General features: G+C 37.4%; 14 protein-coding genes and 1 tRNA gene. 10 read left to right on the plus strand and 5 right to left on the minus strand.

What is annotated here, in order from left to right:
* Positions 1-31: 31 nt before the first annotated feature.
* Entirely contained in the window at positions 32-1,825 is a 1,794-nt protein-coding gene (gene aspS / locus H6G06_RS11190; protein WP_190560054.1) for an aspartate--tRNA ligase, read from the plus strand.
* Between the two features lie 117 nt (positions 1,826-1,942).
* Here aspS and H6G06_RS11195 read toward each other — a convergent pair whose 3' ends face one another.
* Positions 1,943-2,569, minus strand: a complete 627-nt coding sequence (locus tag H6G06_RS11195; RefSeq protein ID WP_190560056.1) for a hypothetical protein — start codon at positions 2,567-2,569, stop codon at positions 1,943-1,945.
* 133 nt (positions 2,570-2,702) lie between these two features.
* Here H6G06_RS11195 and H6G06_RS11200 point away from each other — a divergent pair, with 133 nt between their 5' ends.
* From H6G06_RS11200 to H6G06_RS11210, 3 genes are read left to right on the plus strand one after another with little or no spacing between them, the layout of a single operon-like run.
* Positions 2,703-3,620, plus strand: a complete 918-nt coding sequence (locus H6G06_RS11200; RefSeq protein WP_190560058.1) for a restriction endonuclease — start codon at positions 2,703-2,705, stop codon at positions 3,618-3,620.
* Between the two features lie 25 nt (positions 3,621-3,645).
* Positions 3,646-4,818 carry a DNA cytosine methyltransferase gene (locus tag H6G06_RS11205; protein WP_190560060.1) on the plus strand — a complete coding sequence of 391 codons (1,173 nt, stop codon included), beginning with the start codon at positions 3,646-3,648 and terminating at the stop codon, positions 4,816-4,818.
* A 7-nt stretch (positions 4,819-4,825) separates the two neighbouring features.
* Positions 4,826-5,485: a type II restriction-modification system restriction endonuclease gene (locus tag H6G06_RS11210; protein ID WP_190560062.1), complete on the plus strand. Its 660-nt coding sequence runs from the start codon at positions 4,826-4,828 to the stop codon at positions 5,483-5,485.
* Positions 5,486-5,578: 93 nt separating this feature from the next.
* On the opposite strand, the gene aroA is transcribed toward H6G06_RS11210, so the two are convergent.
* Positions 5,579-6,928, minus strand: a complete 1,350-nt coding sequence (gene aroA, locus H6G06_RS11215; protein WP_190560064.1) for a 3-phosphoshikimate 1-carboxyvinyltransferase — start codon at positions 6,926-6,928, stop codon at positions 5,579-5,581.
* 984 nt (positions 6,929-7,912) lie between these two features.
* On the opposite strand from aroA, the gene H6G06_RS11220 reads away from it, so the two are divergent.
* Positions 7,913-8,425 (plus strand): hypothetical protein, encoded by a 513-nt coding sequence (locus H6G06_RS11220; RefSeq protein WP_190560066.1) that lies wholly within the window; start codon positions 7,913-7,915, stop codon positions 8,423-8,425.
* Between the two features lie 85 nt (positions 8,426-8,510).
* Here the strand turns inward: H6G06_RS11220 and H6G06_RS11225 are convergent, their stop codons facing one another.
* Together H6G06_RS11225 and H6G06_RS11230 are read right to left on the minus strand one after the other, a co-directional pair.
* Complete coding sequence (locus tag H6G06_RS11225; protein WP_190560068.1) at positions 8,511-9,089, minus strand: thioredoxin family protein; 579 nt, start codon at positions 9,087-9,089, stop codon at positions 8,511-8,513.
* A gap of 147 nt (positions 9,090-9,236) precedes the next feature.
* Positions 9,237-9,452, minus strand: coding sequence for a chlorophyll a/b-binding protein (locus H6G06_RS11230; RefSeq protein ID WP_190560070.1), 216 nt, complete (start codon positions 9,450-9,452; stop codon positions 9,237-9,239).
* 176 nt (positions 9,453-9,628) lie between these two features.
* On the opposite strand from H6G06_RS11230, the gene H6G06_RS11235 reads away from it, so the two are divergent.
* From H6G06_RS11235 to H6G06_RS11250, 4 genes are all read left to right on the plus strand, one after another.
* Positions 9,629-11,122 (plus strand): thymidylate synthase, encoded by a 1,494-nt coding sequence (locus H6G06_RS11235; RefSeq protein ID WP_190560072.1) that lies wholly within the window; start codon positions 9,629-9,631, stop codon positions 11,120-11,122.
* 72 nt (positions 11,123-11,194) lie between these two features.
* Positions 11,195-12,034 (plus strand): dCTP deaminase/dUTPase family protein, encoded by an 840-nt coding sequence (locus H6G06_RS11240; RefSeq protein ID WP_190560074.1) that lies wholly within the window; start codon positions 11,195-11,197, stop codon positions 12,032-12,034.
* Positions 12,035-12,161: 127 nt separating this feature from the next.
* Complete coding sequence (locus tag H6G06_RS11245) at positions 12,162-12,587, plus strand: XRE family transcriptional regulator (RefSeq protein WP_190560075.1); 426 nt, start codon at positions 12,162-12,164, stop codon at positions 12,585-12,587.
* 57 nt (positions 12,588-12,644) lie between these two features.
* Entirely contained in the window at positions 12,645-13,193 is a 549-nt protein-coding gene (locus H6G06_RS11250) for a deoxycytidylate deaminase (protein WP_190560077.1), read from the plus strand.
* A gap of 17 nt (positions 13,194-13,210) precedes the next feature.
* Here the strand turns inward: H6G06_RS11250 and H6G06_RS11255 are convergent.
* Positions 13,211-13,283: transfer RNA gene (locus H6G06_RS11255), tRNA-Arg, on the minus strand.
* A 355-nt stretch (positions 13,284-13,638) separates the two neighbouring features.
* On the opposite strand from H6G06_RS11255, the gene H6G06_RS11260 reads away from it, so the two are divergent.
* On the plus strand, positions 13,639-14,298 hold the full coding sequence (locus H6G06_RS11260) for an Npun_F0813 family protein (RefSeq protein WP_190560080.1): 660 nt from the start codon (positions 13,639-13,641) through the stop codon (positions 14,296-14,298).
* The last annotated feature ends 36 nt before the right edge of the window (positions 14,299-14,334 follow it).

A 14,334-nucleotide genomic window follows, 5' to 3' on the forward strand; every position in this document is an offset into this window, starting at 1 on the left:
CCTCTAGCCCGAAAAAAAAGAACTAATCACTATGCGAACTCACTATTGCGGCGAACTCCGAAAAGAGCATATTGGAGAAACTGTTACCTTTTACGGTTGGGTAGACCGTCGCCGCGATCATGGGGGCGTGATATTCTTAGATTTACGCGATCGCTCTGGCATAGTCCAAATCGTCAGCGATCCGCAACGCACCCCAGACTCCTACGAACAGGCCAACGCCATACGCAATGAATACGTTGTTAAAATCACAGGTAGAGTCACCCAACGCCCCCCAGAATCCTTAAATTCTCGTATCCCTACTGGTGAAGTAGAAATATACGCAGATCAAATTGAACTCCTCAACGCTGTCCGCAAACAGTTACCTTTCCAAGTTTCCACCGCAGACACAGAAAACGTGCGGGAAGACTTGCGGTTAAAATATCGTTATTTAGACTTGAGACGAGAACGCATGACACAAAATATACAGATGCGTCACCAAGTCGTTAAAGCTGTGCGTCGCTACCTGGAAGATAACGAAGGTTTTATCGAAATTGAAACCCCTATTCTTACCCGTTCCACTCCTGAAGGTGCGAGGGATTATATTCTTCCCAGTCGCGTTAATGAAGGTGAATGGTTTGCTTTACCCCAATCACCCCAACTATTTAAGCAAATATTGATGGTATCAGGCATGGATAGATACTATCAACTGGCGCGATGTTTTAGGGATGAAGACTTACGCGCAGACAGACAACCGGAGTTTACACAATTAGACATGGAAATGAGTTTCATGTCGGAAAATGAAATTCTTGAACTCAATGAAAAGTTAGTTTGTCACATTTTCAAAACCGTTAAAGGAATTGATTTACCCCGTCCTTTTCCGCGTCTCACTTACGCTGACGCGATGAATAAATATGGCAGTGATAAGCCAGATACCCGCTACGGTTTAGAATTAGTTGATGTTTCTGATGTTTTAAAAGATTCTGGTTTCAAAGTTTTTAAAGATGCAATTTCTAACGGTGGAATCGTGAAAATTCTCCCTATTCCTAACGGTAACGATGCAATTTCTAATGTTCGCATTAAACCAAAAGGTGATATTTTCACACAAGCAGCAGAAGCCGGTGCAAAAGGTTTAGCTTATATTCGCGTGCGGGAAAATGGCGAAATTGACACCATTGGCGCAATTAAAGATAATTTGACACCAGAACAAAAGCAGGAAATCTTAACCCGCACAGGTGCAAAAGAAGGTCATTTGTTATTATTTGCAGCTGCTGATACTGGTACTGTAAATAAAACTTTAGATAGAATTCGTCAGTTTGTAGCTAGGGAATTTAATTTAATTCCACCAGATAAAATTAACTTACTCTGGATTACAGAATTTCCGATGTTTGAATGGAATGCTGATGAGAAAAGATTAGAAGCATTACATCATCCATTTACAGCACCCCATCCTGATGATATCAATGATTTGAAAACCGCCCGCTCTCAAGCCTATGATTTGGTGTTTAACGGGTTTGAAGTTGGTGGTGGAAGTCTGCGAATTTATAAGCGAGAAATTCAAGAACAGGTGTTTGAAGCTATTGGTTTATCACCAGAAGAAGCACAAAGTAAATTTGGCTTTTTGTTAGAAGCTTTTGAATATGGTACACCTCCTCATGGTGGTATTGCTTACGGTGTAGACCGTTTAGTAATGTTGTTAGCTGGAGAAGAATCAATTCGTGATGTAATTGCTTTTCCAAAGACTCAACAAGCGCGTTGTTTGTTAACAGATGCACCTTCAAATGTGGACGCGAAGCAGTTGAAAGAACTTCATGTAGCTTCGACTTTTAAACCAAAAGCGAAAGAGTAAGGTTTGATTATTCCCTCTGCTTTTTGCAGGGGGTTTATTTTTTGGTTGAAAAATAATTTGTTTCGCGCAAAGGTACAAAGGAGCAAAGACGCAAAGGAAGAATTAAAGATATTTTGATTAATTTTTATTTAAAATCCCTACTAAAATTTTCATTAATATTTCTAAATCTGTGGGAACTCGATATAACATTAAGTCTTGAGTTATGATTCTTTCATCACGTTGAAAACTACCAAATTGCCAAATATCTCCTGTTGTGACAGCACCATATAATATGGGTTCATCTGTTGATATCCATTCATTTACAGCAATTAATTCTACTGCTAGTTGAGTAAACCCTCGTGTTAAATCTGCTTGTTTTGCTTCTACAACTAATACTTGATGTTGAGATTGTAGGTAATAATCTAAATCACCTCGTAAAAATTGATTGATTTCTATGGGATATTCAATATTAATTGTTGCTTGAGTAATATGGGCTATTTCTAATAAAATAGGAGCAATTAATACTTCTCTACGTGCAGCTTCGCTGGTGAGACTCACTCTTTGAATTGCTTCTTCTAATCTTTCTTTCAAATCAGCTAATCTAGTAATTTGATTATTAGTTGTTGGTAAATTAATTGTACTTTTGGTTAAGGTTGCTCCTAGTTCTTGTAAAATATCCGCAGGTGCAAATCTTAAATCAAAGTATTTGCGAAATGTGTATGTTTCACTAGGTTTGAGAATTTGGGGACGATGTGGGTTAGTCATAAGTTTGTAAATTATATTGTAGTTTTTCTATCTTCTATATTATAGATTTATTTCACGCAGAGACGCAGAGGCGCGGAGGAGAGGGTAAAATATGGTATAAAATTTGATGGCTTAATTTAAGAATTTGCGAAAAATGGCTATTCCTGATTTTCAATCTATTATGCTTCCTTTGCTGCAATATGCAGGTGATGGTAAGGAACATTCTTTAAGAGAAGCTATTACATATTTAGCTGATGTGTTTAATTTAAGTGATGAGGAAAAAAAGGAATTATTACCCAGTGGACAGCAAGCTGTTTTTGATAATATAGTAGGTTGGACTAGAACTCATTTGAAAAAAGCTGGTTTATTACAAGATCCAAAACGCGGGTTTTTTCAAATTACAGAACGAGGAAAGGAAGTATTAAGTCAAAATCCTGCGGAAATTAATCTCAAATTTCTCAATCAATTTCCAGAGTTTATAGAATTTAAAACCAGTAAAAAAGATAATGATAAATCAGAATCAGAACCAGAAATTATAGAAATATCCGAAACTACACCCCAAGAATCTATAGAATTTGGTTATCAAAAAATTAGAAAAGAATTAGAGTTAGAATTATTGAACCGTGTTAAAAGTTGTTCACCTGATTTTTTTGAACGGTTGGTAGTCGATTTATTAGTAAAAATGGGTTACGGTGGTTCAAGACGTGACGCAGGGAGAGCAATTGGTAAAGGTGGAGATGGGGGAATTGATGGGATAATTAAAGAAAATAAATTAGGTTTAGATATTGTTTATATTCAAGCTAAACGATGGGATAATACAGTTGTTGGTAGACCAGAAATTCAAAAATTTGTCGGCGCTTTACATGGACAACGAGCGAGAAAAGGTGTTTTTATAACTACTTCTAAATTTTCTCAAGACGCTAGAGAATATGTATCTATAATAGATAGTAAGATTGTTTTAATAGATGGACAAGAATTAGCTCAATTAATGATTGATAATCATGTCGGTGTATCAACTGTCTCTATTTACGAAATCAAAAAAATAGATTCAGACTATTTTACAGATGAGTAAACCTATCTTTTAAACTTAACTATACATGAAAACAAACAACCTACAAGCTGTAGAATTATTTGCTGGTATCGGTGGTTTTCGCTTGGGTTTGCAAAATGCAAATATTGAAACTATCTGGGCTAATGATATCAATGAACTAAGTTATCAAGTTTATGAAAGTAACTTTGGGAAGAATTCAATAGTTTTAGGAGATATCAACAAAATTCCTATATCAGATATACCTAATCATGATATTTTAACTGCTGGTTTTCCTTGTCAGCCATTTAGCCCTGCTGGTAAAAAACTTGGTGTGAGAGATAGCGTTAGAGGAACTTTATTTGAACGCATTGTAGAAATTATAGATGAGAAACAACCTAAATATTTTTTCTTGGAAAATGTCAAAAGACTTTTAACAATGGAAAATGGCTATCATTTCCGAGTTATTTTAAATGCACTATCTGAATTAGATTATTTGATTGAATGGAGAATTATTAGCCCCATCAGTTTTGGTATACCTCAAAATAGAGACAGGATTTTTATTTTTGGTACTAAGTTAAATTCAACAAATATAACTTCTCATTTGTTAGAAAGTACATCTGTTTTTTTAACTAAACCAGATGTGATTGATTTAGAAGAGATAGAACTATTAGTAGACAAGTATATGATACCTATAGTTGTCAATAAAGGTAAAAATTATAACTGGGGAATGGCTTATAAAAATCAAATGTTAACTCTAAATCTTCCAGCTTTACCGGATATTAAACCTAGACAGAAACTAAAAGATATTCTTCAAGATGAAGCAATGGTAGATGCTCAGTTTGATTTTACTATTGACACTTTAGAACGGATTAAAAAAAGTAAGTTTGTAAATCGTTATTGTCATGGTGTGGAATTATTATATAATCAAGATGGAGGTTCAAGACTAGGTTATACAATATTCGGAATTAATGGAATTGCATCAACCTTAACTGCTTCTACATCAAGACATTATGAACGTTATCAAGTAGGTGATAAATTTCGGCGTTTAACTAATGTTGAATATGCCAGATTGATGGGTTTTCCTGATGATTGGTGTCGAGTAGCAAGAATTTACGATCAATATGCTTTATATGGTAATGCAATTGTTCCTGTTTGTGTAGAATGGGTATGTCAAAGAATTGGTAAAATAAATATTGAGTTTACTAAATCTAATTGGCAGCAATTAAGTTTGGCAATTTGAATAAACAATGGAATTACTAACTTTAGAATCTTTGAAAACTGCTGCACGTCATTTTTGTTTAGAACTAAGTGCAACACCAATCCATAATTTGTATGGGGTTACAGATGGAAAAGCAGTAGGAACTTATGTTGAATCTGCTTTTAATCAATATTTATCTACAAGGTACGAATACACCCTTGGTAGTGCTGCATTAGGAATTGATTTTCCTGGACTAGAAGTTGATTTAAAAGTAACATCAATTAAACAACCTCAATCTTCTTGTCCATTTAAAAATGCCAGTCAAAAAGTCTATGGTTTAGGATATAATTTGTTAATATTTGCATACGAAAAAATTGATGATCATAGTTCTCGTAATGCTAATTTAAAATTCCAGAATGTTGTTTTTGTAGATAAGGAACGCACTGGAGATTATCAAACAAGCTACGGTATCAGAGAAATTTTACGCCGCAATGGAAATAAAGATGATGTGATAGCTTTTTTAGAAGAACGCAATTTTCCTTTAGATGAAATCGGCCGTGAAGCACTAGCAGAAAGAATTTTGCAACAACCACCAGAAATTGGCTACCTGACAATTTCCAATGCTTTACAATGGCGATTACAATATAGTAGGGTTATTCAAGTTGCCACAACAGCAACAACAGCAGGTGTAGAAAATCTATTAGTGTAAAAACATCAAAAACCTCAATCTTCCTCTCTGCGCCTCTGCGTGAGATATTCTTATATCAAAAAACAGGGGAAAATCAAAAATCCCCTGGTATATTTATCGACAAACTTCTACCAAAGTATTAGTAAAATTAGGATAAGAAATAGCCGCAGCTTCCGCACGGTGAATAGTCGTAGTACCACTAGCATTGAGAGCAGCGATCGCTAAACTCATACCTATTCTATGATCTGTATGACTGTCTACCTCAGCACCCACCAAAGTCGTCCCACCAGTAATTTCCATCCCATCGGGTAATTCGGTAATTTTAGCACCCATTTTATTGAGTTGTTGCGCCATCACGGTAATGCGATCGCTCTCTTTAACTCGCAACTCCGCCGCATCTCTAATAATTGTTGTCCCTTCTGCAAAAGTTGCAGCTACCGCCAAAATGGGAATTTCATCAATTAATCTAGGTATAATATCCCCAGCAATAGTGCAGCTTTTTAACCTACTAGAACGCACCCGCAAATCTGCGACCGGTTCCCCAGCAACTTCCCGCTGATTTTCTAGCTGGATATCTGCACCCATCATTTCTAAGGCTTCTAAAATTCCCGTGCGGGTAGGGTTTACACCGACATTTTCCACCACCAACTCAGAACCAGGAATAATAGAACCTGCAACTAACCAAAAAGCCGCAGAACTGATATCACCGGGAACAACCACCTTTTGTCCATATAATTTCGCATTCCCCGTCACGGTAACGCTGTTAGTCTCCGGGTCTATACTTAATTCTGCCCCAAAAGCCCTTAACATCCGTTCACTGTGATCTCGTGATAAAGCAGGTTCACTGACAGTAGTTTTACCGTCAGTGTTTAAACCAGCCAACAAAATACAGGATTTTACCTGCGCCGAAGCAATGGGAGAATGATAATGAATCGGTTTAAGAGCTTGTCCTTGAATCGCTAAAGGTGCTAAGGTGTTACCTTTGCGTCCCCAGATTTCTGCGGACATTTGTTGTAAAGGTTTGACAACGCGGGACATGGGACGCGATCGCAAAGAGTCATCACCTGTCACCGTAAAAAACCGCCCAGGATGGGAAGCTAACAGCCCTAACATCAATCTGATGGTTGTACCAGAGTTACCCGCGTTCAATACATCCACAGGTTCTTGAAAGTTCCCTAAACCAATACCTTTAACCCGCACCAACTCTGTATTTAATTCCGAAATTTCCGCACCTAGCGCCCGGAAACAGTGAGCAGTGCTGCGGGGATCTTCTCCTAAAAGCAGTCCTTGAATCTCAGTTTCACCTTCAGCGATCGCACCCAACATTAAAGCCCGATGGGAAATAGATTTATCCCCAGGAACGCGGATGCGACCTTGCAAAGACAGTCCAGCGGGAGGACGCTGAATAATTAAGTTATGAGAAGCGTTTTCTTGAGTTTTTAAAGTTATAACAGCAGCCGACATTAGGATACACTAGCTTTTGAATATAATAAAAATCTCTCAGTGACTTCTGATGCTGCCACTGGTGAATTTCTCCCTAGTATCCTATCGCTTTTTGTTATCCAATAGTTACCTTTTTAGGACTTACGCAAGAACTAGCTGAAACTCTTATTCCTAGCATACGGGAACGCCTACTCCTCGATCACGGCGAACGTGTCCTTTGCTGTATGCCTCCCGCTACCGTAAGGGATGCGTTTTTTCATAATTTTGCTTAAGTCCTGCTTTTGCATAAGTTAGAGGATGTTTTAAAAGTTTTGAATGTATAAATAAACCCCTCTCCAAACCTCTCCCCGACGCGGGGAGAGGCTTTGAAACCCCCATTCCCTCGTAGGGAAGGGGGGAAGGGGGGTTAGGTTGCTGAAGATTATTGGTTTCATCTAATACTTTTCAAACAACCTCTTAGGTCAAAATAACAGAACCGAAGTAGGGGTAATTCATGAATTACCCCTACGCAAGAATCAGGTTTTGAGTTCAATCTTGCGTAATTCCTATAAATATAAAACACTCAGGATATAAATCCTATAGCTTCCAGACTTCTTTGAGAGGTCTGGGATTTGATTGACTATTATGTTTATTTATACCAATTAACTTACTGACCAATTGTGTGTCCCCTGGCACTTAATAAAACTTCCGCACAATTAAAGTATAAAGTGTAATATCATGGATCATTGCTACAAGAATAATTTCATTATTTTGAGGTTAGATTCTGAGAGTCTTGAGAAAAATATTCACAAGTAGTTACTACATAGTGATTATTGCCAGAAACCGCAACATTTTTGTTGTTTAGCCTTAATTCGTACCTTTTTGCATCCTATTTATCTATATTAACAAATCAGTAGATTCGGTTAATATTAAGCAGGTTTTACTATCTAGTTGCTTAAACTCAGTTTTTAGATCACCTAGTGTTCATTTAATTTTATTCAACCGCTTCTAGCACTTATCGCTCCCATGCTCACTCATCATCGCAAACCTGTTTGTTTATCAATTATTTCTACAGACTTGCCAGTTTGGTCTGTTGTGGAAACTGCTGGAACATTGTATCAAAAAGATACTGACCGATTTCATTTACTATTGACTGCACCACCTTTAATTACTTGTGAAGTAGGAAGTTTAATCAGTCCAGAAGATCCATCTCCTCAAACTCAAAAAAATGTTGACATCCCCACTAGTCCCAGAATTTTGTGGTTGGAAATTTCACCTTACCGAGTAACTATGACTATGCAAGGTAACACTCAAGTGAGTTACCGCCATTTCTGGGAACAAGGAGTTTATGGGGTTACTCGTTATTGGTTACCCAATGAATCATTGCAACAACACAAGCCAATCCGTTTACGTAATTTTACTAATAGTTTGAATCTCAGCGGACAAAATTTACCCGAACATTTGCGACTTGACTATGAATTGTGGTCAGAAAAGGTACAATTGGGACGCTATATACTAAATTTGGAAATCGACCACTGATAATTAGTCGTCAGTTGTAGAGACGTTCCGGCGGAACGTCTGTACTTATCATGCGGAACGTCTGTACTTATCAGTGGTTCACGATTTACTGATAACTAGGTTCGTTTCCTGGTTTCCATTTAATATTGCAACCTACACTTGGCTGTTGTTCACTTGTAACTGGTTGATCAGCTAAAACAGCTTCTATAGCTGCGCGTAAATCTGCACCTGTTACAGGTTTGTTGTTACTGGGGCGGCTATCATCTAATTGTCCGCGATACACTAGGTTTCTTTCTTTATCAAACAGGAAAAAATCAGGTGTGCAAGCTGCTGTGTAAGCTTTTGCTGTTGCTTGGGTTTCGTCGTAGCATAAGGGAAATTGAAAACCAAGTTCTATTGCCATTTCTTTCAATGATTCTGGCGCGTCATTTGGGTAATTTTGAGCGTCATTAGCACTAATGCCAATAATACCTAAATCACTGTTAAAGTAATCTTTTCCTAATTGGGCTAATGTGTGTTGGATATGCTTCACAAATGGACAATGCCGACAAATAAACATCACTAGCAATGCTTTTTTATCTGCAAAAGTAGCAAGTGAAATCTTTTCTCCAGATACCACTTCTGGTAGATGAAATTCTGGTGCTTTTGTACCTAGCGGTAACATTGTTGAAGCAGTTAAAACCATAGATCTCCCGATAAATATAATGCTGCAATCGACTTTGTTAAGCCGATTATTGTCAACATAGCATTAAATTTTTCCAAAATTTAAAGACGGGAAAATTCCCGTCTCTCTAGTTTGTAAACTATTATTTAACAATATTCTCACTGATTTTTACAGGCTTGCCAAAAGTCCGACCACACCGTGTCCTGTGAATACTTCTAATGCTATCAGGGAAATAAAACCAATCATTGCTAAACGGCCGTTGAGCAGTTCTGCATAAGGTGTAAAGCCGGTGCGATCGCCTTGTTCGTCTACATATATCTTTGGCTCGACCGCGAAATTATTCATTTTGCCCTGATCGTCAATCATGGAACCACTTGCACGCATTGATTTATTCCCCTTGTTTTTCGTTATGTAAAGAACTGTAACAACAAAATTAATATTTGTAAAGAATAAAATTACCTCTAAGGTGATAAAAAGATAAATTGTTTCAGAACAGGCATGAATATCGTATTTTGTGCTATAGTTAAAGGTTATTCTTTTATTTTAAAATTAAGCTAACGATGACACATACAGGTCACGCAACTCAATTTCGGTATGCAGCACAGCACAAACCCAACCAGTTGATTTATGGAAATGGGCAAACAGCAGTAATTACAGGTTGGACAGTGAAGCAAGCGATCGCTAAACACCTGCAACCATCAGAATATGCTGTCATTGGGCAGTTATATTCACCTACTAGAGGTATAAATCTACTAATTCGCAATTTGTTATTGAATCCTCATGTTCGCTATCTGCTTGTTATCAACGCTACTAAAGAAGATCAAAATGCTGGTGCGTCTCAATGCTTACTAGACTTTTTCCGTAATGGTATTGAAGAAAATTTAAGCGATACTGGACGTAAATCTTGGGTAATTCGTTCTACCATTCCTGGATATATAGATATAGATATTGATATCAATGCTTTAGAAAAACTGCGTCATGCGGTAGAAGTTGAAGAAGCTAAATCTATTTCTGAAGCAGTTGAAAAAATTAAATCTTATGCCCAAAAACCAGCAATTGCACCTTGGGGAATACCATTAGAATTTCCTATGTCTACAGTTGAACCCACAGTTTTACCTGGAACACGTTATGGACATCGAATAGAAGGTAAAACTATCGCTGAAACTTGGGTAAAAATCATTCATCGTATTAAAACTACAGGTACAATTAGACCTACAGGTTATGATGGGAAATGGCAAGAATTAATAGATTTAATGGCAGTTGTCACCGATGAACCTGCGGATTTTTATTTTCCTGAACCTAATTATTTACCAATAGATAAAAGCTTTTTAGAAGAATATATTTCGCAAATTTTAGATGATTCACCCCATCGGGAAGGTGTGAAATATACCTATGGTCAGCGTTTGCGTTCTTGGTTTGGACGAGATCAAATTGAACAAGTAATTCAGAAATTAATTGGAGAAATTGATGCTGCTAGTGCAGTCATGACTTTATGGGATGTGAAAGACCATGAAAAAGGTGGTAGTCCTTGTTTAAATCATATTTGGTTGAGAGTTGTTGATAATGAATTATCACTAACTGCAACTCTGAGAAGTAATGATATGTTTGCCGCTTGGCCTGCTAATGCAATGGGGTTAAGGGCGCTGCAAAAACATATTCGAGATGAAATTGCTCAACGTTCTGAATATGATTTGAAAATGGGACCATTGATAACCCTCAGTCAGTCGGCGCACATATATGATGATACTTGGAGTAATGCGGAACAACTGATTCAAGAACAGTATGCTGCTATTTGCTCTAAATTAGATTATGCTGACCCCGCAGGAAACTTTTTAATTGAAATTGCAGAAGGTCAAATTGTTGTCACACATACAACCCCGGGTAGTGGGGAAATAGTAGGTTGCTACTCTGGTAAAAATGCCTTGAAATTGATCAGAGAAATTTGTGCTGCTTCCCCTGCAATACGTCCAGATCATGCTGCATATTTAGGTATGGAATTGCAAAAAGCCGCAAATTGTATTAAAATTGACAAGCCTTATGTTCAAGATCAGTAACCGCTAACCAGCAACCATTCCCAAAATGGTTGTAGAAAATTCTAATGCTGTCTAAGGCTCAGGGAGTATTTCATGTCAGTTTTGAGTGATCGGGATATTATCAGGGAACTGGGAAGAGGAATTCTTTTTCATCCTCTTAAACCATCTCCCAAATCAAAATTTCTAAAAGGCAGCATACGTGCCAGTGATTTATGTTTCACGGCTAGTGAGAATGCTTATTCAATGGGACTACAACAAACCTTATCTATTCAAACAGAATCAACCCCAGATAAGCCTAATGAAGAACAGAAGTTTTTCTATATACTACCAAGAGATACAGCTTTAGTATGGACTGATGAATCAGTGTGGCTTAGTAATCAATTTCGAGGTTCGCTTTATTCTGTAGTCGAACAAGCATCAGAGGGTTTAGGTCATATTGGTACAAGAGTAAATCCTTGTTGGGCAGCAGTTCTTTGTATACCGCTACATAATCTTTCAGATAAACCACTACGAATTGATGTGAGAAATGTTAACAAACCAATTGCCTATTTAGCTATTGAAAAATTAAGTTCGAGGTCGTCAATTACTCCTAACTCCGATAATGCCGGAAGATTGGATTTGCTTCAGGGAAAACCCAACTGTCAAGCAATATTGGAATATTATAGTAGTAAAAACGAAAATTCTTGGATGACGAATAGAGAGGAACTTAAAGAACGAATGCTCAAATCAGATGAGTATCAAGAACTTAAAAAAGGTGTAAAAGACACATTACTAAGTTTTCTAGGTTCAAGTGAAGATACCCGATGGACTAGAGGCGGTATAATAGCAGCCACATTATTTGCAGGAATATCAGCGTTATTTACAGGACTTGCTTATTTTAATCCTCCTAATCCAAATCCAAATAATAATACAAATCCAAGCTCACCTAAATAGTGTGCCTTATTTTCCTTGCAAAATATATTTATTATTCAAAATTTATATTTTTGTGAGAAAATCAATTTTCGGTTATTCAAAACTGAGAAAAATATAAATTTTAATGCAACGTAACTAATAAATAAAAATGTACAAAATATATGTGTCTGGTGCTTTAACTGACGTAGAAAATCCAATAGAAACTAAAGCACTTTATGAAAAAATAGGCTTGGTTTGTGAAGAAATTGGTCTTCAAGCTTATGTACCACATTTACACACTGATCCGGTAAAAAATCCTGATATTACCCCTCGTGAGGTTTTCGATAAAGATAAGCATCAGGTGAGTATATCAGACTTGGTTATTGCTTACCTTGGTTCGCTTTCTTTCGGTGTAGGAATGGAGTTAGCTTATGCAGAAAACAACAAAATTCCTATCATTCTTCTGTACGAAACAGGTAAGCGGATATCAAGATTTCCTCGCGGTATTCCCACTGTGATTGCTGAAATTCAGTTTAATGACGATGAAGATGCTTTAATTCAGTTAAAAAACGTTTTATTAAATTGGAAACAATAGCATCTAAGATTTTGATGGTCAGCAAAGTAGTATAGTAAGGTTTAAAATTAAAACACCATGCAAGATTTTTGCTCATCTGAAGAATATAATCAAAGACCAACATGGGATGAATATTTCTTAATGTTGGCTAAATTAGCTGCGACTCGCTCAACTTGTCTAGCTTTTCCGGTAGGTGCTGTAATTGTCAAAAATAAGCAAGTTGTAGCCACAGGTTACAATGGTTCTCCATCTGGTTCAGCCCATTGTACAACTCAAGGATATTGCTATCCAGGTTTAAGTAGTTGTGATGCTAGTAAAATCCTGCCATCAAGGGCTGTACACGCGGAAGCAAATGCGATCGCTCAGGCCGCAAAGTATGGTATATCTACAGAAAGTGCTAGTATATATGTAACCTTAGAACCTTGTTTATCTTGTTTAAAGCTAATTATATCTGCTGGTATTAAAGAAGTATTTTATGAAACTTCCTTTAACAGTGGAGAAAAAGCCTTGGTGAGAGATTCCTTTATCAAAGAAGGTTTGGTAACAATAAATCAGGTTCAGCTTTCTGAAGCTATAGCAACCAAAGCCGCAGCATCACTACTGGGTTCAACCTCTATCAGCACCTGAGAGATATTGAATTAAAACGAGCGCGGCTGGACTCGAACCAGCGACCGATTGCTTAGAAGGCAATTGCTCTATCCACTGAGCTACGCGCCCAAGACTAATCTCTGGCATCTCAAAAAGCCATCATACACCATTATATATGTTTTTCCTAGTAAAAAGCAAGAACAAATGGGAAAATTCAGAATCTCAAGACTAATATCGAAGTCATGAGTCAGTCGATGTAAACTAAAAAACGAAACCAAGGGGATATTTCCGATATATTGTGATCTCAAGGGGGAATTTACCCATGAACGCCAATGCTGTCTAAGGCGTATGCGGGTAAAGTATTTGGCAAATGTCTAATTCTCCTCCACCATAATATAAATAATTATACTTTTGGCAATCTTGCCCAAGTCCATGATATACCCCTTATCAAAACAGCCCCTGTGAGGAGTTAGTTGCTAGTGCCATGTTTATTCTTAAACGCCAGGATGTTGAAATATCAACTATTCAGCACCCAACGCGGGATCAGCAGGTGCCGATCCTCCATTATCAGGGGCAAACCTTTCGCCTGATAAGTGTTTTCAAAGCCAGTCAAGAGGTTGAAGCTAAAGCTCTGTGGAGATCGCTGACTGACAATCGCGGTAAAGCCTGTGTCTTGCTGGAAGAACCAGAACGCTATAGCGTCTGGGGCAAAATCCGCTTGGAACAGCTAGAAAATGATACAGGTAGCCATAGCAATGCTGAGATTTTGACGTTAGCTAGTATTTTGCTGCTGCAAGCCGTTTATTTGGATATTGAAGATTTATTAGGTAATCGACAAGCAGCTTTATTTGAAAAGGATATAACAGGGATGTTACAGCAAAAACAATTTCCCCAAGCATCTTCCTTAGAGTCAGCCAAATCTTTGCTAACAGTTGAACCGTCACAAATGCCCAAATTGCCTCCTTGGCAGGAAACTCATGTGATTATTCTCCTGGAAGAACTGCACCGACTAGGAAAAACATATTTTGGTGATACGAACTTTGCACGTCAATCAGAGGATAGGCTACAAAATATGCCAGAAGAAGAACTATTAATATTTATCACTTGGTTAAATCAATCTCCACTCCGTAAACTTTGGCAGTAGCATGGATATTATTTGATCACAAACCGAAACCGTTCA

This window comes from Anabaena sphaerica FACHB-251, from assembly GCF_014696825.1.
Lineage (GTDB): Bacteria > Cyanobacteriota > Cyanobacteriia > Cyanobacteriales > Nostocaceae > RDYJ01.

Bases quoted from the DNA above. Each gene is read 5' to 3' on its own strand.
- aspS (WP_190560054.1), top strand. From the start codon at position 32: ATGCGAACTCACTATTGCGGCGAACTCCGAAAAGAGCATATTGGAGAA.
- H6G06_RS11195 (WP_190560056.1), bottom strand. From the start codon at position 2,569: ATGACTAACCCACATCGTCCCCAAATTCTCAAACCTAGTGAAACATAC.
- H6G06_RS11200 (WP_190560058.1), top strand. From the start codon at position 2,703: ATGGCTATTCCTGATTTTCAATCTATTATGCTTCCTTTGCTGCAATAT.
- H6G06_RS11205 (WP_190560060.1), top strand. From the start codon at position 3,646: ATGAAAACAAACAACCTACAAGCTGTAGAATTATTTGCTGGTATCGGT.
- H6G06_RS11210 (WP_190560062.1), top strand. From the start codon at position 4,826: ATGGAATTACTAACTTTAGAATCTTTGAAAACTGCTGCACGTCATTTT.
- aroA (WP_190560064.1), bottom strand. From the start codon at position 6,928: ATGTCGGCTGCTGTTATAACTTTAAAAACTCAAGAAAACGCTTCTCAT.
- H6G06_RS11220 (WP_190560066.1), top strand. From the start codon at position 7,913: ATGCTCACTCATCATCGCAAACCTGTTTGTTTATCAATTATTTCTACA.
- H6G06_RS11225 (WP_190560068.1), bottom strand. From the start codon at position 9,089: ATGGTTTTAACTGCTTCAACAATGTTACCGCTAGGTACAAAAGCACCA.
- H6G06_RS11230 (WP_190560070.1), bottom strand. From the start codon at position 9,452: ATGCGTGCAAGTGGTTCCATGATTGACGATCAGGGCAAAATGAATAAT.
- H6G06_RS11235 (WP_190560072.1), top strand. From the start codon at position 9,629: ATGACACATACAGGTCACGCAACTCAATTTCGGTATGCAGCACAGCAC.
- H6G06_RS11240 (WP_190560074.1), top strand. From the start codon at position 11,195: ATGTCAGTTTTGAGTGATCGGGATATTATCAGGGAACTGGGAAGAGGA.
- H6G06_RS11245 (WP_190560075.1), top strand. From the start codon at position 12,162: ATGTACAAAATATATGTGTCTGGTGCTTTAACTGACGTAGAAAATCCA.
- H6G06_RS11250 (WP_190560077.1), top strand. From the start codon at position 12,645: ATGCAAGATTTTTGCTCATCTGAAGAATATAATCAAAGACCAACATGG.
- H6G06_RS11260 (WP_190560080.1), top strand. From the start codon at position 13,639: ATGTTTATTCTTAAACGCCAGGATGTTGAAATATCAACTATTCAGCAC.